The organism is Flavobacterium sasangense DSM 21067 (assembly GCF_000686885.1).
Lineage (GTDB): Bacteria > Bacteroidota > Bacteroidia > Flavobacteriales > Flavobacteriaceae > Flavobacterium > Flavobacterium sasangense.
In genome coordinates this window covers 57835-77488 of sequence record NZ_JMLU01000002.1, presented here as the reverse complement: position 1 = coordinate 77488, position 19654 = coordinate 57835, and the positions used below count along the sequence as shown (strand labels likewise).

The 19654-nt window shown below is 32.7% G+C and carries 14 protein-coding genes; 1 reads left to right on the top strand and 13 read right to left on the bottom strand.

Annotation, left to right across the window (positions count from 1 at the left end):
- Nucleotides 1-23: 23 nt before the first annotated feature.
- The 7 genes from BP92_RS0102305 to BP92_RS0102275 form a co-directional block, all read right to left on the bottom strand.
- Entirely contained in the window at nucleotides 24-2288 is a 2265-nt protein-coding gene (locus BP92_RS0102305) for an aconitate hydratase (RefSeq protein ID WP_026724565.1), read from the bottom strand.
- A gap of 114 nt (nucleotides 2289-2402) precedes the next feature.
- Nucleotides 2403-5174 carry a bifunctional aconitate hydratase 2/2-methylisocitrate dehydratase gene (locus BP92_RS0102300; protein ID WP_026724564.1) on the bottom strand — a complete coding sequence of 924 codons (2772 nt, stop codon included), beginning with the start codon at nucleotides 5172-5174 and terminating at the stop codon, nucleotides 2403-2405.
- A gap of 280 nt (nucleotides 5175-5454) precedes the next feature.
- The gene (locus BP92_RS16640; protein ID WP_051604355.1) at nucleotides 5455-6564 is read right to left on the bottom strand and encodes an acyltransferase family protein; all 1110 of its coding nucleotides are present in this window, start codon (nucleotides 6562-6564) and stop codon (nucleotides 5455-5457) included.
- Between the two features lie 40 nt (nucleotides 6565-6604).
- Complete coding sequence (locus BP92_RS0102290) at nucleotides 6605-7558, bottom strand: AAA family ATPase (RefSeq protein WP_026724563.1); 954 nt, start codon at nucleotides 7556-7558, stop codon at nucleotides 6605-6607.
- 95 nt (nucleotides 7559-7653) lie between these two features.
- Complete coding sequence (locus tag BP92_RS0102285; RefSeq protein WP_026724562.1) at nucleotides 7654-9012, bottom strand: peptidylprolyl isomerase; 1359 nt, start codon at nucleotides 9010-9012, stop codon at nucleotides 7654-7656.
- Nucleotides 8996-9847, bottom strand: a complete 852-nt coding sequence (locus BP92_RS0102280; RefSeq protein ID WP_026724561.1) for a hypothetical protein — start codon at nucleotides 9845-9847, stop codon at nucleotides 8996-8998. Before BP92_RS0102280 ends, BP92_RS0102285 begins: the two co-directional genes overlap by 17 nt.
- Nucleotides 9848-9851: 4 nt before the next feature.
- Nucleotides 9852-11819, bottom strand: coding sequence for a peptidylprolyl isomerase (locus tag BP92_RS0102275; RefSeq protein ID WP_026724560.1), 1968 nt, complete (start codon nucleotides 11817-11819; stop codon nucleotides 9852-9854).
- Nucleotides 11820-11945: 126 nt separating this feature from the next.
- On the opposite strand from BP92_RS0102275, the gene BP92_RS0102270 reads away from it, so the two are divergent.
- Entirely contained in the window at nucleotides 11946-13541 is a 1596-nt protein-coding gene (locus tag BP92_RS0102270) for a peptide chain release factor 3 (protein ID WP_026724559.1), read from the top strand.
- Between the two features lie 251 nt (nucleotides 13542-13792).
- Here BP92_RS0102270 and BP92_RS0102265 read toward each other — a convergent pair whose 3' ends face one another.
- From BP92_RS0102265 to BP92_RS0102240, 6 genes are all read right to left on the bottom strand, one after another.
- The gene (locus BP92_RS0102265) at nucleotides 13793-14419 is read right to left on the bottom strand and encodes a DUF6705 family protein (RefSeq protein ID WP_026724558.1); all 627 of its coding nucleotides are present in this window, start codon (nucleotides 14417-14419) and stop codon (nucleotides 13793-13795) included.
- Between the two features lie 86 nt (nucleotides 14420-14505).
- The gene (locus BP92_RS0102260) at nucleotides 14506-15132 is read right to left on the bottom strand and encodes a DUF6705 family protein (RefSeq protein WP_026724557.1); all 627 of its coding nucleotides are present in this window, start codon (nucleotides 15130-15132) and stop codon (nucleotides 14506-14508) included.
- Nucleotides 15133-15144: 12 nt separating this feature from the next.
- Nucleotides 15145-16569: a hypothetical protein gene (locus BP92_RS0102255; protein WP_150111847.1), complete on the bottom strand. Its 1425-nt coding sequence runs from the start codon at nucleotides 16567-16569 to the stop codon at nucleotides 15145-15147.
- A 192-nt stretch (nucleotides 16570-16761) separates the two neighbouring features.
- Complete coding sequence (locus tag BP92_RS0102250; protein WP_026724555.1) at nucleotides 16762-17643, bottom strand: bifunctional 5,10-methylenetetrahydrofolate dehydrogenase/5,10-methenyltetrahydrofolate cyclohydrolase; 882 nt, start codon at nucleotides 17641-17643, stop codon at nucleotides 16762-16764.
- Nucleotides 17644-17706: 63 nt separating this feature from the next.
- Nucleotides 17707-19044, bottom strand: coding sequence for a signal recognition particle protein (ffh, locus tag BP92_RS0102245; protein WP_026724554.1), 1338 nt, complete (start codon nucleotides 19042-19044; stop codon nucleotides 17707-17709).
- Between the two features lie 134 nt (nucleotides 19045-19178).
- The gene (locus BP92_RS0102240) at nucleotides 19179-19646 is read right to left on the bottom strand and encodes a hypothetical protein (RefSeq protein WP_026724553.1); all 468 of its coding nucleotides are present in this window, start codon (nucleotides 19644-19646) and stop codon (nucleotides 19179-19181) included.
- Nucleotides 19647-19654: the final 8 nt, after the last annotated feature.

The following is a 19654-nucleotide window of genomic DNA, read 5'->3' as shown; positions in this document are numbered from 1 at the left end:
CTTTTTGTTTAATATAATTTAAATTACGCTTTTCCAGCTGCAATTAAGTTTAAAGCAGAACCAGCCACAAACCAGCCAATTTGGCTATCATTATAAGTGTGATTCGCTAAAATTATATCCTTAGAACCATCAGCGTGAACAAATTCTAACGATAATGGTTTTCCTGGTGCAAATTCTGTTAAATCAAGAAAATTAATCGTGTCGTCTTCTTGAATTTTATCGTAATCCAATTCGTTTGCGAAGGTTAAAGCTAACATTCCTTGTTTTTTTAAATTCGTTTCATGAATACGCGCGAATGATTTTACTAAAACCGCTTTCACACCTAAGAATCGAGGTTCCATAGCCGCGTGCTCACGAGATGAACCTTCTCCGTAGTTATGGTCACCAACAACAATGGAAGGAATCCCAGCAGCTTTGTAAGCTCTTTGTACTTTTGGCACTTCGTCATAAGCGCCAGTTAATTGATTTTTTACTGAATTCGCTTTTCCATTGAATGCATTTTCTGCACCAATTAACATGTTATTCGAAATATTATCCAAATGGCCTCGGAAACGCAACCAAGGTCCAGCCATCGAAATATGATCTGTCGTACATTTCCCGAACGCTTTGATTAACAATTTGGCACCTGTATAGTTTTTACCATCCCAAGCCTCAAAAGGCGCTAATAGCTGTAATCGGTCTGAAGTTGGAGAAACCACAACTTCTACTTTAGAACCATCAGCTGCAGGCGCTTGAAAACCAGGATCTTTTACATCAAAACCTTTAGTTGGTAATTCATCTCCAAAAGGCGGAGTTAATTTTACCGCTTCTCCTTTATCATTTATCAAAGTATCCGTAATTGGATTAAAATCCAAACGACCTGAAATCGCTAACGCCGCTACCATTTCTGGCGAAGTTACAAAAGCATGCGTATTTGGATTTCCATCGGCTCTTTTTGAAAAGTTTCGGTTGAACGAATGCACGATGGTATTTTTTTCTTGTTTGTCCGCTCCTTCTCTATCCCATTGTCCAATACAAGGTCCGCAAGCATTAGTAAATACTTTAGTTCCCATTTTTTCGAAATCAGCAATAATTCCATCTCTTTCAATAGTGTAACGAATTTGTTCCGAACCTGGATTAATTCCGAATTCTGCTTTTGGAGTAATTCCGTGAGCCACCGCTTGTCTTACAATGGAAGCTGCACGCGACATATCTTCGTAAGAAGAATTCGTACACGAACCGATTAATCCCCATTCGACTTTTATTGGCCAACCATTAGCTTGGACTTCAGCTTTCATTTTGGAAACTGGAGTTCCTCTATCCGGAGTAAAAGGTCCATTGATGTGTGGCTCTAATTCAGATAAATTGATTTCGATTAATTGGTCAAAATATTTTTCTGGATTCGCATAAACTTCGGCATCAGCAGTTAAGTAAGACGCTACTTTATCGGCAGCATTTACCACATCTTGACGACCTGTTGCGGTTAAATATCTTCTCATAGAATCATCGTAACCAAATGTTGAAGTCGTAGCTCCAATTTCAGCTCCCATATTACAAATAGTTCCTTTTCCTGTACACGACATCGATTCAGCACCTTCTCCGAAATATTCTACAATTGCGCCGGTTCCACCCTTTACGGTTAAAATATCAGCAACTTTTAGAATAACATCTTTTGGAGCAGTCCAACCATTTAATTTTCCTGTAAGCTTTACTCCGATTAATTTTGGAAATTTCAATTCCCAAGACATGCCTGACATTACGTCAACCGCATCAGCACCACCAACACCGATAGCTAGCATTCCTAAACCACCTGCATTTACGGTATGAGAATCAGTTCCAATCATTAATCCACCAGGAAAAGCGTAGTTTTCTAAAACGATTTGATGAATAATTCCTGAACCCGGTTTCCAAAATCCAATGCCGTATTTATTAGATACTGATGATAAGAAATCGAAGACTTCTTTTGATTGTTTATTGGCTAACTCCAAGTCTTGTTTTGCCCCATTTTTTGCTAAAATTAAGTGGTCACAGTGAACCGTAGTTGGAACTGCTACCGTTTTTTTTCCAGCATGCATAAATTGTAATAATGCCATTTGCGCTGTCGCATCCTGACAAGCTACTCTATCGGGAGCAAAATCAACATAATCTTTTCCTCTTGTGAAGGCTTGGGTTGGCATCCCTTCCCATAAATGCGAATACAAAATTTTCTCGGACAACGTCAATGGATGACCAACTACGTCTCGAGCTTTATCTACTCGTGCTGCCATGTTAGCGTACACTTTCTCAATCATTTCAATATCAAATGCCATAGTAATTTATTTTGTGTGTTATTTAATCCCACTAATTTACAAAAAATTGAACAGATAAAAACAAAAAAGCCCAAGTTAAAACTTGAGCTTTTCATTTTGATATCATAGGTTTAATTATCCTACTAACAATTTATGCGATGGAGCAAATTTAGTTAAGTTGATTCCTTCTACTGCTTTTTTGTATTCTTCAATTGAAGGTGTTCTACCTAAAATAGTAGACAACACTACAACTGGAGTAGATGATAATAATGATTCTCCTTTTTTCTCTGCTGTATCTTCAACTACACGACCTTGGAATAAACGTGTTGATGTTGCCATAACGGTATCTCCTTTAGACGCTTTTTCTTGGTTCCCCATACAAAGGTTACAACCTGGACGCTCTAAATACAACATATTTTCATACTCAGTACGAGCAACAGCTTTTGGTGCATTATCATCAAATTCGAAACCTGAATATTTTTGTAATACTTCCCAATCACCTTCTGCTTTCAATTCGTCAACGATGTTGTATGTTGGAGGAGCCACTACTAATGGTGCTTTGAATTCTACTTTACCTTGTTGTTTTTCGATATTTTTCAACATCTGAGCTAAGATTTTCATATCGCCTTTGTGAACCATACAAGATCCGATGAATCCTAAATCTACTTTTTTGTCACCACCATAGAAAGAAAGTGGGCGAATTGTATCGTGCGTATAACGTTTTGAAACATCTTTATTGTTTACATCTGGATCAGCAATCATTGGCTCAGCGATTTGATCTAAATCAACCACTACTTCTGCATAATATTTTGCATTAGCATCTGGACGTAACGCTGGTTTTTCACCTGAACGGATTTCTGCAATACGTTGGTTTGCTTTGTCGATTAATCCTTGAAGTACATGATTTTTGTTATCCATACCTTTGTCAATCATGATTTGGATTCTTCCTTTTGCAATTTCTAATGACTCGATTAACGTTTCATCTTCCGAAATACAAATTGAAGCTTTTGCTTTCATTTCAGCAGTCCAATCTGTAAATGTGAACGCTTGATCAGCAGTTAATGTTCCAATGTGAACTTCAATAATTCTTCCTTGGAAAACATTTTCACCACCAAATTGGTGCAACATTTGCGCTTGAGTTGCGTGAACTACATCACGGAAATCCATATAATCTGGCATACTTCCTTTGAAAGTCACTTTTACTGATTGCGGAATTGGCATAGAAGCTTCTCCAGTAGCTAAAGCAAGAGCAACTGTTCCTGAATCCGCTCCGAACGCAACACCTTTAGACATACGTGTATGAGAGTCACCACCAATAATAATAGCCCATTCATCAACTGTAATATCATTTAATACTTTGTGAATTACGTCTGTCATGGCATGGTAAACACCTTTAGGATCACGAGCTGTAATCAATCCGAAATCGTTCATGAATTTCATTAATTTCGGGATGTTGGCTTGTGCTTTTTTATCCCAAACCGATGCTGTATGACAACCAGATTGGTAAGCTGCATCAACAATTGGAGAAATCACAGTAGCCGCCATCGATTCTAATTCTTGAGCAGTCATTAAACCTGTAGTATCTTGCGAACCTACAATGTTTACAGTAACACGAACATCAGAACCTGCGTGTAACACATTTTTAGAAAGTGTCCCAACAGCGTTTTTGTTGAAGATTTTTTCAACCGCCGTTAATCCTTGACCTTCGTTATGAATTTCTTTTGAAGGAGCATAAACAAGAGGAGCTTCGATTCCTAAAGTTTTAGCAGCAAATGTTTGTAGTTTTTTACCAAAAACAATAGCGTAAGAACCACCTGCTTTGATAAATTCCATTTTTTGTGGTGTGAATGATCTTGAAATATCAATCAATTCTTTATCACCATTGTATAATTTTTTAGTTTTTGTATTGATAGTTAAAACTGTTCCAGTTGCAACTGAATATACTTGCTCTAAAATTGGCTCTCCATTTTCATCACGAACTAATTCACCGTTTGCGTCTGTTTTTTTAACCCAGTTTTTCAAGTCGATTCCGATACCACCTGTTACGTCAACTGTCGTTAAGAAAATTGGAGAAATTCCGTTAGTTCCTCCTACAATTGGAGCGAAATTTACAAATGGCACATAAGGACTCGCTTGTTTTCCTGTCCAAAGTGCTACGTTATTTACACCCGACATACGAGAAGAACCAACTCCCATCGTACCTTTTTCAGCAATTAACATTACTGATTTATCTGGATGTTGTGCTTGTAAGGCTTTAATTTCTTCTTGCGCTTGAGGCGTAATCATACATTTTCCGTGTAATTCACGGTCAGAACGCGAGTGCGCTTGATTTCCTGGAGATAATAAGTCGGTTGAAATATCACCTTCTCCAGCGATGAAAGTTACTACTTTAATTTCTTCTGCAATTTCAGGAAGTTTAGTGAAGAATTCTGCTTTAGCATAACTTTCTAAAATATTTTTAGCAACAGCATTTCCGTTTTCAAAAGCTTCTTTGATACGAGCCATATCAGCATCGTAAAGATATACTTGTGTTTTTAAAACTTCAGCCGCTTGATTTGCAATATTTGAATCATTTCCTAATGCTAAATCTAAAAGTACTTCAATTGAAGGTCCACCTTTCATGTGAGATAATAACTCAAAAGCAAAAGTTGGAGTGATTTCAGCAACAGCTTCTTGACCAAGGATAATCTCTTTTAAGAATTTTGCTTTAGCACCAGCTGCAGGAGTTGTTCCTGGCAATGTATTATAGATAAAAAACTTCAAACAATCTTGTCTGTTTGCGTTGTTTGTATCTTTGATTTGAGCAATGATTTCGTTTAATAAATCAGCACTATCAATTGGTTTTGGGTGTAACCCTTGACCTTTTCTTTCTTCGATTTCTTTAATATACTCGTTATAAAGATTCATTTCAGTAGCTAACGCCATACTATAAATAGGTTAATTATTGGTTGTTGTATTTTTTTTGTGGTACAAATTTAATAAATCTTAATCAGATTTAAAAATTTTTAATAAAAAGCCTAAATAGAAGAATTATTATTTATAAAGATTCTATTTTAATACTTATTTTTCAATAAAAATGATTAAAACAAGAATATATTGAATAATTCGTAATTTAAAATCAAAGTTTTATTAAATTATCAAAAAACGATATCCAATTTTAAAAGAGTGTCAAAACGAAGGAATTAAATTATCTTTTATCTCTCCAATTCATGATTGGTTTTTCATAGAATCGATATAAAAGATACGATGATAAAAAAGTAATTAAAAGATAAACCACAGTAAAGAAATGACGCTCGAAATCTGACATTTGAGAAGAATCAAAAAAAGCTTTTAAGAGTAATAAAATCACACTGTAATGAAGTAAATAAATAGAATATGAAATTTTACTAATTAATTCAATAGGATATAAAAATGCATTAGTATATGTTTTCCAATTTGAGAAAAAAGGGAGCAAAAATGCGAAAGCGATTGAAGTAATTGGCAAATACAAAACATTCCAAAAAAACGGATTTTGCTCGATTGTTAAATTCAGAGGAAGAATTCCAAACATTAAAAAGAATATAAATCCAAATCCTATCAAAGCAAAAATAGTTTTTGACTTTTTCCAAAACTCACTAAAATTTAATGAAATCCAAGCAGCTAAAACTCCCATCAAAATAGCATCAATTCTGTAAATCAAAACTGATTTTAAATTCAGATTCCATTCTAATAAATTCGAAATGGTATGTTGGGAATGATAATAAAATTTATTCATCCAGAAAACTAAAATTAAAGCTACAACAACAAACAAAAATGCTTTTGATTTGTTTTTAACTTTAATTAATCCGATAAAAAACAATGATAATGGTAAGAGTAAATATGTAAATTCTTCAATAGACAAACTCCAAGATTCTGGGAAAAAAACTGGTGATTTTGATGCAAAATTTTGCAAAAAGAGGAAATAACTTCCCATATTTTCAATCGAAAATCCAAGCAAATAAGCAATCAAAATATTTAAAAGCAATACCAAATAATAGTTAGGTAATGTTCGAAACCAACGTCTTTTTAAAAAATAAAAAACTGATTTTAAAGTAAAACTTTCATTTACAAAAGTTTTGTATAAAATGGAACCTATCAAAAATCCGCTTAAAACAAAGAAAAGTTCTACGCCCCAAAATCCAAAAAGTTCAAATAATGTTGGGATAAACGCATTACTTTTTGGATAAATCCAAAGGATATGCGAGCAAACTACCATGATAATAGCTGTCGCTCTCAAGACATCTAATCCGAAGATTCTTTGTTTTAAATTGGGTTCCAAATTGCAGTAATTGATTTACTAAAGTAATAAAAAAAGCTGTTTAAAACAGCTTTTTAATAATATCATCTTCCGAAATTCCTTCGGCGTCCGCTTTATAATTTTTAACGATTCTGTGTCGAAGAATCCCAACAGCTACTGCTTTTACATCTTCAATATCTGGAGAGAATTTCCCATTAAAAGCAGCATTAGTTTTGGCTGCTAAAATTAAGTTTTGAGAAGCACGAGGACCTGCACCCCAATCAATATAAGTCTTGACAAACTCATTAGATAACGGATTATCGGGACGCGTTTTACTTACTAACGAAACGGCGTATTCAATTACATTATCAGCTACAGGTAACTTACGAATTACGTTTTGAAAATCGATAATTTCCTGAGCTGTAAATAAAGCGTTCACTACAGGTTTAAAATCAGAAGTTGTTGCTTTTACCACATTCACTTCTTCTTGAAAACTTGGGTAATCTAATTTTACCGCAAACATAAAACGGTCTAATTGCGCTTCTGGTAACGGATACGTTCCTTCTTGCTCAATTGGATTTTGTGTTGCCAAAACAAAATATGGCAAATCTAATTTATAATGATGTCCCGCAACGGTTACAGCACGTTCTTGCATGGCTTCTAATAAAGCAGCTTGCGTTTTAGGTGGCGTTCTGTTTATCTCATCTGCTAAGATAATATTGGAAAATATTGGTCCTTTGATGAATTTAAAATGACGATTTTCATCTAAAATTTCACTTCCTAAAATATCCGAAGGCATCAAATCGGGCGTGAACTGAATTCTTTTAAAATTCAATCCTAAAGCTTGTGAAATGGTATTTACCATCAAAGTTTTTGCTAATCCAGGAACACCAATAAGCAAAGCGTGACCTCCAGAAAAAATACTCATCACAATTTGATGTACTACTTCATCTTGACCCACGATTACTTTAGCAATTTCTTGTTTTAATGCTTTTTGTCTTTGAACTAATTCCTGAATGGCTGCTACGTCTGACATATTGAATTTAGAATTTAGAATTCGGAAAATTGATCTTAATTATTAAACCTCTAAAATAATAAAAAACCCTCTGAAAACTCAAAGGGTTAGTCAATTTATTTTTTTAACCAATTATTAGTAAAGTTGCAATCTTTATAATCATCTGAAATCTTAATGTAAGTTTCTTTGATTTTTTCTTCACTCCATTTTGCAATTACTTTAATTTGCTTATCTCTAAGAGCTAATTCTTTAATTTTTAAATAATCTTTAGAAAAATCAGCAGTATGTTCTTCTGTTCTATTGTTTACTGTAATGATTTTATAAAATTTGGCACCTCCTCCTTTTTCTTCATCTAAAATTGGTAAAGAAACATCACCATCTTTTAAAGAAGAAACCTGAGCATACAATGTAGGATCCATTTTTGTTAATTCAAAACGAGGCTCCATGGTTCTTGGGTTTAATAATACCCCACCATTATTTTTAGTTTCTTTTTCATCTGAAGATGATTTAGCAGCATCTGCAAATGTAATTTCTTTGTTTAATACTTTTGTTCGAATAGCTTCAATTTTAGCTTTAGCATCTTTCATTGCTTGAGTTGAAACTTTAGGAGACATCAAAATGTGTCGTAACTCTACTTCTTGACCTTTAATTTTTTCTACCATAATAATATGATATCCAAATTCTGTTTCAAATGGTTCCGAAATTTCTCCTTCAGCTAGGCTAAACGCAACTTCTTTGAATTCTTTAACAAATCCAGTTTTTCTATTAATTTTATAAAAACCTCCATTTGAACTTGACCCTGGATCTTCTGAAAACAAAACAGCTTTACTAAAAAAACTAGAACCATTTAGTACATCTTGACGAATTTCATTCAATTTATCAACAATTCTTTTCTTTTCTTCTTCTGTAATAACTGGTTTAACTACTATTTGAGCTACTTCCATTTCCGCTCCAAAAGTTGGAATTTCATCAGCTGGAATTCCTTTAAAGAAATTTCTAACTTCTTCAGGAGTAATGGTAACTTCATCTACAATTTTCTTTTGCATCTGAGAAGTCAGCTTATTCATTTTGATAATTTCAAAGAAATAAGATTTAAACTCTTCTAAATTTTTTTTCTTATAAAACTTAACTACTTTTTCTAACGAACCTACTTGCTCAACCATAGCGTCAAGTTGTTCATTCATGTAGCTGTTAACTTCTGCATCTGTAACTACAATACTATCCTGAATAGCGTGGTGTGCATATAATTTATCTTCTAATTGTTTACCAAATAATTCACAACGTGTGATATTTTTGGTATCAATTCCTTGTGCTCTTAATTGAATTAATTCTAAATCAATATCGGAATCCAATACTACATAATCTCCCACAACTCCTATTACTCCGTCCACTTTTTCTCGTTTTGTCTGTGCAAAAACGGTGGTTGATACTAAAATGAAAAGGGAAAAAAGGAATTTTTTATTTATAAATTTCATACTTATTGTCTTTGATAGCGTCATTGGTAATCTCTTTTTCTATTGTATTAATTAATTCTAACTTTCTATTATTTATTATAATTTGCTCTATTGTTGGTTTTAAAAACTCTAAAGGTGTTGGACTGTCCTTTGGCAATACTTTATTTACCTTAACCAACCAAACCGTTGTAGAATCTGGATATTGAAAATTTATTCCACTAGAGATGTATTTTTGCTTATTCTCTAAATTAATAAAAGGAATTTTTTCATAAACCTGATTAATATCCACCCAGATAGAATCATTAAAAGCATAACTTTTGAACTGAACCGCAAGCTGTTCTAACTCTTTTCTATCTTTTTTGGTAAAGGAACTAAACTTTGATTTAATTTTTGCGAATTTTGGATTTTCTTTAACTAAATTAATATAGCGAAGTTTTACCAACTCTGAAGAATTTTTAAAATACTGCTTATTTTTTGCATAATACGCTTCAATCTGATCCTCAGTAACAACAGTATCTATTTGTCTTATTACCAAACTTTCAATATAATCTTTTGTATATAAATCAACTTTGTACTGATCTATTAAAGCACTAAATTCTGATATCTTATCTTTTCCTATATTACGTTCCGCTGCTTCAAATAATAATTTTTGAGTAGCCCATCTATCAATAAACGCTTTTACTATCGCAATACTATCTTTTTTTGAAGTTCCCTTAGGTACTAAGTCTACAATATCATCTTGAAATAAATAACTTTCACCTACACGTGCGATGGCTTTTGGTTTCTTAGGTGCTCTAAAATAATCGCACGAAGTAACCATAGTGGTAAGTAAAAATAAGGATATCCAAAATTTCATGTGTTTATTTCGATAATTGTTGTTTTACTTTTGCAAAAACATCTGCATTAACTTTTATTTGGAACTCATTTTTTAATTCGCCAACCCAATTATTCTCTAAATACTGTTGGTAATCGCTAATCACTTTTCCTTTACAATCTGCAAATTCTTTAGGACCTGCTTCTTTTGTACTTTTTACATTAACTACAAAGTAATATTTATCTTTTAAAACCACCGAAGTTACGCCTGTTGCAACATTTGGATATTGTGATAAAACATCATAATCTTCTTCATACAAACCTGATTTTACCATGATATTCACCTTACCATCTTTATTCAATTTCTCTTTGATATAATCGATAGATTTTCCTTTTTTAAGGAAACTTTGTGCTTTTTCAATTGTAACTTTATCCGTTGATGATAAAATATCTACATCATGTCTTTTTTTCCACTGATAGTTTTGAATGTTAGCTTTATGGAAATTCATTAAACCTGTTGTATCGGATTTAGCTCTGTTCCAAATTTCTTTTTCCATCAAATCGAATAACAATAAACCATCACGATATTCATCCATCACATATCTAAACTCAGGAAATTCATTTTCTAAATTTTCATTGTAATAACTAATCAACTGCTCGTCTGTAAATTTCTCGAACAACTCATCAGTTAATTTAGCAATTGGTTTTGTTTTAATATTAGCTTTCTGTTGCGAATACACAAAATTAAGAAATGCTGGTGAAGTTATTTTCTTTGTTTTATCAATAGTTAAAACGGTTACATTTCCTTCTTTTGTATTTGCTGGTACTTGCCAAGTCTGAGAATAAAATTCATCTGTAATTGACTTTTTAACTTGAGCCAATGCTTTAACATCTTTAACAACAGTATATTTTGCTCTTAATTTTTTAGCTAATGAATTTGTAATTAATAAAGAACGCTCGTCTTTTCTAATTTTATCTTCTAATTCCCCTTTCATATCATCAAAAGAACGAACCGGATGTTTCTCAATCAATTTAATAATATGCCATCCAAATTGCGATTGAAATGGTGCCGAAATATCATCTTTTTTAGCCAAACTAAAAGCTACATTTTCAAATTCTTCAGAACTCAATTGTCCTGAACCAAAACGTTGTAAAACACCACCCTTTGGAGCAGAAGATTTATCTTCAGAAAATTGCTGAGCTAAACTCTCAAAATTTTCACCTTGTTGGATTTTTTTATAAATATCTTCAATAGTAGCTTTTGCTTTTTCCTGTTGAGCAGCATCAGAAACATTTGGCTTAACAATCATAATGTGAGCCACCGTAACTTCACCTCTATTTGCTCTTTTATCTACTACTTTTACAATGTGATATCCAAAACGAGTACGAAATGGTTTTGAAATTTTTCCAACATTAGTTTTAAAAGCAGCATTTTCAAACGGATACACCATTCTAAAAGCAGAAAAATAACCTAAATCACCATTATTTTCTTTTACCGATGGATCCTCAGATGTTTGTTTTGCAACAGTTACGAAGTCTTCTCCAGCTTCTAATCTTTTTTTAATATCTAAAATTTTATTGTAAGCTTTTAAAGTATCTTGTGGTGATGCGCCTTCGTCAACTAAAATTAAAATATGTGAAGCTCTAACTTCTTGTTGCATTCTATCATAAGCTTCATGCACCAATTCGTTGGTAACTTTAGAATCGTTTACATAATTCTTAGATAATTGATTTCTATATGATTTCAATTCGTTTTGATACGAAGTTCCGTTTTGCAAACCTATTTTATTCGCTTTTTCAACTTTTAATTTGTACCCTAAAAACAAATCCAAATATTTGTCTAAATCTTTCTGAGAATCATCTTTAACTAAATCTAAATTTTTATTATAAACTCTAATAAATTCATCTGTATAATACGGATGATTATCAATCGTAAATAATACTTCTTTCGTTTGGGCAAACAAAAACGATTGAACAAGTAAAAAACCAAAAATAAGTAGGCGATTAATTTTCATATTAATTTATACATTTTAAGTTGTAATCGACAAAAATAACAATTCGAGACTATTCCACAACATTTATAAGCTACTATTAACAGAAATTTCTGCAAAAAAAGTTACTTTTGCACAAAATTTTGAATAATGAGTTTTATAGAAGAAATAGCAAGAAGACGAACTTTTGGAATTATCTCGCATCCCGATGCTGGTAAAACGACTTTAACCGAGAAATTATTGTTGTTTGGAGGCGCAATTCAAGAGGCTGGAGCTGTAAAAAGTAACAAAATTAAAAAAGGAGCTACTTCCGATTTCATGGAGATTGAAAGACAAAGAGGAATTTCGGTAGCGACTTCTGTCTTAGCTTTTAATTATAAAGATAAAAAAATCAACATCTTAGATACGCCAGGTCACAAAGACTTTGCTGAAGATACTTTCAGAACTTTAACTGCCGTAGATAGTGTTATCGTAGTAATCGACGTTGCAAAAGGGGTTGAGGAACAAACTGAAAAATTAGTGGAAGTTTGTAGAATGCGAAACATTCCGATGATTGTTTTCATTAACAAATTAGACCGTGAAGGTAAAGATGCCTTCGATTTAATGGATGAAGTGGAGAAAAAATTAAAACTTCGCGTTACACCATTAAGTTTTCCTATTGGAATGGGATACGATTTTCAAGGAATTTACAATATTTGGGAAAAGAACATCAACCTTTTCGAAGGTGATAGCCGAAAAAATATTGAAGAAACGATTGCTTTCAACGACATCAATAGTCCTGAATTAGAAGGAATTATTGGAGAAAAACCAGCGAATCGATTAAGAGAAGAATTGGAATTAATCGATGAAGTGTATCCTCCATTTAGTAGAGAAGAATATTTAGAAGGCGATTTACAACCTGTTTTCTTTGGTTCGGCTTTGAACAATTTTGGAGTTCGCGAATTGTTAGACTGTTTCGTTGAAATTGCTCCAACTCCAAGACCAAAAGAATCCGATACTAGATTAGTAAGACCAGAAGAAGAAAAATTAAGCGGATTTGTATTTAAAATTCATGCCAACATGGATCCAAAACACAGAGACCGTTTGGCGTTCATTAAAATTGTATCGGGAACGTTTGAAAAAAACAAACCCTATTTACACGTTCGTTTAGGAAAGAATTTAAAATTCTCGAGTCCGAATGCGTTTTTTGCGGAGAAAAAAGAGATTGTAGATATTTCATATCCTGGTGATATCGTAGGTTTGCACGATACGGGTAACTTCAAAATTGGAGACACCTTAACCGAAGGCGAAATCATGAATTTCAAAGGAATTCCAAGTTTCTCTCCAGAGCATTTTAGATATATCAATAACGCCGATCCATTAAAATCGAAACAACTAGAAAAAGGAGTTGACCAGTTAATGGACGAAGGTGTAGCCCAGTTGTTTACCTTAGAAATGAATGGAAGAAAAGTAATTGGAACCGTAGGAGCGCTTCAATACGAAGTTATCCAATACCGTTTAGAGCATGAATATGGTGCGAAATGTACGTATGAAACTTTCCCTGCGTTTAAAGCGTGTTGGGTAAAACCACAAGATCCAAAAAACACTGAGTTTGCCGAATTTAAACGTGTGAAACAAAAATTCTTAGGACATGACAAATACGGGCAATTGGTGTTCTTAGCCGATAGCGATTTCTCTATCCAAATGACGCAACAAAAATATCCAACAGTAGAGTTATTCTTTACTTCGGATTATCAGAAGAGATAAGCAAAGAAGCCATTTCGTTTGAAATGGCTTTTTAGTTTTTTTGTAATTAACACTTTCATGTAAATTATCAGCATAAAGCACAGTTAATAAACAAACTCAAACTTTACTATTTAATGCTACATAAAGTTAAACGTTTTTTTTCAAACGTTAGATAGCTTGTATCAGTAGCGGTAAATTTTGGCTTATTACAAAAGCGACTTACAGACAAGACCAAAAGCCGCTATTACTAGAAACTGTAGTTGTAAGTAGTTTTACATTTTTGTTAATACGATATTTGTTGGTACTACAAAACTAGTAGGTTCTCCTTCTTTATACCATTTTTCATGAATAGGAGTAACCGTCCATTTTGCCGTTAATGGATTTGTATTATTATTTATGGTTATTTTTAAATCTCCTTCCATACCCATTGCAAAGTTTGGGTTATTATTAGCTCCAACCACGTCATATATTCGACATATAATATTTAAATAGCTTGTTTCAGGGCTTAATGAAAATATTTCCATAGGTCTATTACCTGTCAAATCTTGTGAATTGTATATTTCATTTTCAGTAGGGAGTCCAAAGTCTTCTACTAGACGATAATGTCCATAAATATCATCCATATAATAGGCTATATTATCATTCCAAAAGGCAGCCTCTTTTGTTTTTTTATACAAAGTTACAATGAATGTTTTATTACCTTCAACATACTTCCATGAGCCGATAAAAGGAATAAAATGATTATATGTGTCTTTATAATATACTGGTTGTACAAATAATAAATTATCGCCATAATAATCTTTAGAGTCGGTATAATAACTTTTTAAAGGCTTTATACTTTGTGCTTGTGTTGTTAATGACACAAAGCATATTAATAAATAAAATGTTATTTTTTTCATAAATATTTAACTTTAATTATTCTATGAAAACAAAATTTATAATAAACTACACCGAATAAATAGGTAGAGCTTATTATTTTTAGATTTTACATTTTTATTAATACAATATTTGTTGGCACTACAAAACTATTAGGTTCTCCTTCTTTATACCATTTTTCATAAATAGGAGTAACTGTCCATTGTGCAGTTAATGGACTAGTACTATTATTTATGGTTATCTTTAAATCGCCTGTCATACCCATTGCAAAATTAGGGTTATAATTAACCCCTACAACGTCATATATACGAAATTCAATATTCATATAGGTTGTTGTTGGACTTATAGAATTTATTTCAGCTGGTCTATTACCAGTTAAATCTTGCGAATTGTAAATTTCAGTTTCAGAAGATAATCCGTAATTTTCCACCAATCGATAATATCCAAAAATGTAATCCATATAATATATAACATTGTTATTATGAGTTATAGGCTTTTTTGTAACCTTATATAAAGTTACAATAAATGTTTTATTACCTTCAACATATTTCCATGAACCTATAAAAGGAGTAAAATGATTAAAGGTGTCTTTATAATAGACTGGTTGTATTAATACAGTGTCGTCGTTTGAGTAATTTTGTGTACCTGTATAAAAACTTGATAATGGTTTTATAGTTTGTGCTTGTGCTGTTAATGACACAAAGCATATTAATAAATAAAATGCTATTTTTTTCATAATATTGATTTTTTAGTTACAAGTTTCTCTTTTTATAGTAGTTCCATCACTTTTTAAACTCACTTTTGTATAGGTTGAAAATGATGGGTCAACCTCAAATAAGGTAAAATCTAATTTTAACTCTTTTTGCATTTTTAAAAAGATTATTAAATCATCATTTTTATTACTTGTTAAATGGATTTTGTTTGCTAATGGGGCATTGCTATAATACTTTTTTTCAGGAGCGTCTAACTTGAGAGCTTTGTTATAATCTAGATTAGTTTGGCTTTCAGGTATTCCATAAGTTTTTCTTCTATCAAAATAATCGGCAAACGCAGTTGGCCATTCAGTAGTTAGTGCATATCTTGTGCCATCAGCAGTTGCAAGATAGAAAACAAAATTGTCATTATCAATGTATCCATCATGTATTAACTCTGCTAATCGGGTTAAATCTTGCCACGAAAAAATGGAATATGACCCTGTCCCTAAAGGACCCGCCGCATCATGTATATGAGCAATAACTGTATATTTATTAGGAGCAGTAGGATTTGGCAACCCCACAGCTGTTACCCCTGCTATAGTTACACTTGGAAGATTTTGAACAGGATTTGGTGTTGTTGAAGTTGCGGTATCATAAATAAAAATACCATTTTCTTGAGATCCTGATGTTGTATTAGCCATAGCAACAAGTGCAGGTTTTAATGCAGTATATTTATCTAATTGGTTTTTTGTTTTTTTGCAAGGACTAACTAGCGTATTAGAACCACCACCACCGTGATTAGAATCAATAGGACTAGTTAAAATTCCACCACCACTATTTTCTGCTGAACCTCCCGAATCACCACCTCCACTACCTGTAGAATTCGACCAAAAGCAATATGAACCAATAATTACCCAATCAAAAAAAGGTTCCGAATCTGCACCTACAAGATCGCCTGTATTTTCATATGAATATTCCTCCATACAAATTAATTCCAGAGCACTAAATTTATTAGTAATATTAATGAATATTACATCTGTAGCAATGAGCTCTTCTTTTGTAAGATTGTTTAATTCTGTTTTTAATAAATTATATTTAGCAATTATAACATCATAGTCTCCATTTGTTGTTTTATTGAATACAATATTTGTTACCAAGGAATCTGTTTCGTTTTTATATGCAGGGAATGTGTACGATTCTAAATTATCTTTTTCTATGTAAACACCATTTTCTTCATCAATAAAAAAATCATATTCACTATTAAATTCAAAACGATTTATAGCATTGTTAGATTGGTTTTTAAGTAAATTATCTACGCTTTTCATTAATTTATGATTCTCTTTAAACTTAGTATCATTCATCGAAATTCGCTGAATTTTAATATTTGATTTGTTAATTTGCTCATCAAACAATTCTTCACTGCAACCAAATAACATGAGAATTGTATTAAAGAATAGGAGTTTTAAAATTGTTTTCATTTTTTGCTTCATAGTTGTCATGCTTAAATTAATAAATTTTTCTTGAGTTTGTCCTTAATTATTTAAAATTTCAACAAATAAAAGAAACCTTTATGGATACCTTGCTGTAGTTTTTCTGCACATTTTGTTAAAATTTCAAATAAAAAACCCAAACTCTTTCGAATTTGGGTTTAAAAAATTTTAATCTCAATATTATCTATTTCTCTTCTGTTCTCTTGCTAATAAAGTATTTTTCAACAACATTGCAATTGTCATGGGTCCTACTCCGCCTGGTACTGGCGTAATATAAGATGCTTTTTTAGAAACGTTTTCAAAATCTACATCGCCAACAATACGATACCCTTTTTCAGTAGTTTCGTCTTCTACTCTAGTGATACCAACGTCGATAACAACCACATCGTCTTTTACCATTTCAGCTTTTAGAAAATTTGGAACCCCTAATGCTGAGATAATAATATCGGCTTGAGACGTAATTTGATTAATATTTTTAGAGTGACTGTGCGTAACCGTTACTGTTGAATTTCCAGGAAATCCTTTTCTTCCCATTAAAATCCCCATTGGTCTTCCTACAATGTGACTTCTTCCAATAACTACAGTGTGTTTACCATCGGTTGGCACATTATATCTTTCTAATAATTCTAAAATTCCGAAAGGTGTTGCTGGAATAAAAGTAGACATATCTAAAGCCATTTTTCCAAAGTTTTCAGGATGGAAACCATCTACATCTTTACTTGGATCAATCGCTTCAATGATTTTTTGGGTATCGATTTGTTTTGGTAAAGGTAACTGAACAATGAATCCATCAATATCGTCATTTTCGTTCAATTCTTTGATTTTTTTCAAAAGTTCCGTTTCAGAAGTCGTGCTTGGCATTTTAATCAAAGTCGATTCAAATCCTACACGTTCGCACGATTTTACTTTACTTCCTACGTAGGTTAAACTCGCTCCGTCATTTCCAACAATGATTGCTGCTAAATGAGGTACTTTTTCACCTTTGGCTTTCATTTGCGCTACCTCAGCCGCAATCTCATTTTTAATATCTTCCGATACTTTTTTTCCGTCTAATAATTGCATTTTGTTGTGTTGTTTGTTGTGTTTATGCTATAAAAAAGACGCGATTAATCGCGCCTCTTCTTATTATCTCATACCTTTCATTCCGCCCATGGCTTTCATCAGGTTTTTACCCGCACCACCTTGCATCATTTTCATCATTTTGCTCATTTGGTCGAATTGTTTCATCAATTGATTGACTTGCTCAATTTTTGTCCCCGAACCTTTGGCAATTCTGGTTTTACGTTTTACATCAATTAAAGAAGGTTTACTTCTTTCTGCTGGTGTCATCGACTGAATGATAGCTTCAATATGCTTGAATGCATCGTCTTCAATTTCAACATCTTTTAACGCTTTTCCAGCACCTGGAATCATTCCAACAAGGTCTTTCATGTTCCCCATTTTCTTGATTTGTTGGATTTGCGCTAAGAAATCGTCAAAACCAAATTCGTTTTTAGCGATTTTCTTCTGTAATTTTCTTGCTTCCTCTTCATCGTATTGCTCTTGTGCTCTTTCTACTAAGGAAACAACGTCTCCCATTCCCAAGATTCTATCCGCCATACGATTTGGATAAAACACGTCGATAGCTTCCATTTTTTCACCTGTACCAATGAATTTAATTGGTTTATTCACTACCGATTTAATCGAAATCGCAGCTCCACCACGTGTATCACCATCTAACTTGGTTAAGATAACTCCGTCGAAATTTAATCTATCGTTGAATGCTTTTGCTGTGTTTACTGCATCTTGTCCTGTCATCGCATCCACCACAAATAACGTTTCTTGTGGTTGAATGGCTTTGTGAACATTTGCGATTTCGTTCATCATTTCCTCATCCACAGCCAAACGACCAGCGGTATCGATGATAACTACATTGAAACCATTTGCTTTTGCATGTTTGATTGCGTTTTGAGCAATTTCAACTGGATTTTTATTTTCTGGCTCTGAGTAGACTTCAACACCAATTTGTCCACCCACTACATGCAACTGATTAATTGCAGCAGGACGATAGATATCACAAGCTACCAATAAAGGCTTTTTGTTCTTTTTAGTTTTTAAAAAGTTCGCTAATTTTCCAGAAAAAGTAGTTTTACCAGAACCTTGTAAACCCGACATTAAAATCACAGAAGGATTTCCTGATAGATTTACTCCAGCAGCATCACCACCCATTAATTCAGTCAACTCGTCTTTAACGATTTTAATCATTAACTGACCTGGTTGTAACGTAGTTAATACGTTTTCACCAATTGCTTTTTCTTTTACTCTTGTGGTAAAATCTTTTGCAATTTTAAAATTTACGTCGGCATCTAATAAAGCTCTACGAACTTCTTTAAGAGTATCGGCAACGTTAACATCGGTAATTTTACCGTGTCCTTTTAATATATGAAACGCTTTATCTAACTTATCGCTTAAATTATCAAACATGATTCTGTTTTTGTTTAATGAAGTGCAAAGATAAGATAAAGTTATAAAGTTGCAAAGTGAGAAAATGGGTTTGTTTTAAATAAAAAACCAGCTATAAAAAGCTGGTTTTTTATTGGGACAAAAAGAATACATTCTTAATTTTTTTCAAATGTTAAGTAATCTGTACCACCATTACCTCCACTAACATCTACTAATTCAATTTTTGTAGCAGTGTAACTAACAATATCCCAATCGTCAGATAAATCATCAACAAAACTTGCTGGTGAAGGTGACGTAAATAGGATATTAAAATCTAAATCCTCACTTGGGCTATCATCATTAATATCATCGCTAGTTACTGACCAAGAACCTGTATAAGTATTCGTATTAGCTGCCGTTAAAACATTGTTAGCACCAAATGTAAATATGTAATTTGAATAATTAGTTGTTTCATCAACACCTGAATCTTCATACAAAGTGATTCTCCAAGTTCCTTGATTAACGGTATTGATAATTGGAGTAGGATCTGCTGTGTTAGTCGTATCATCATCGTCGCTACACATGGAAGCTACGTTTAACATAAAGATCAAAGAAAGTAACGGAATTAAGGTTAGTTTTTTCATAATGTATC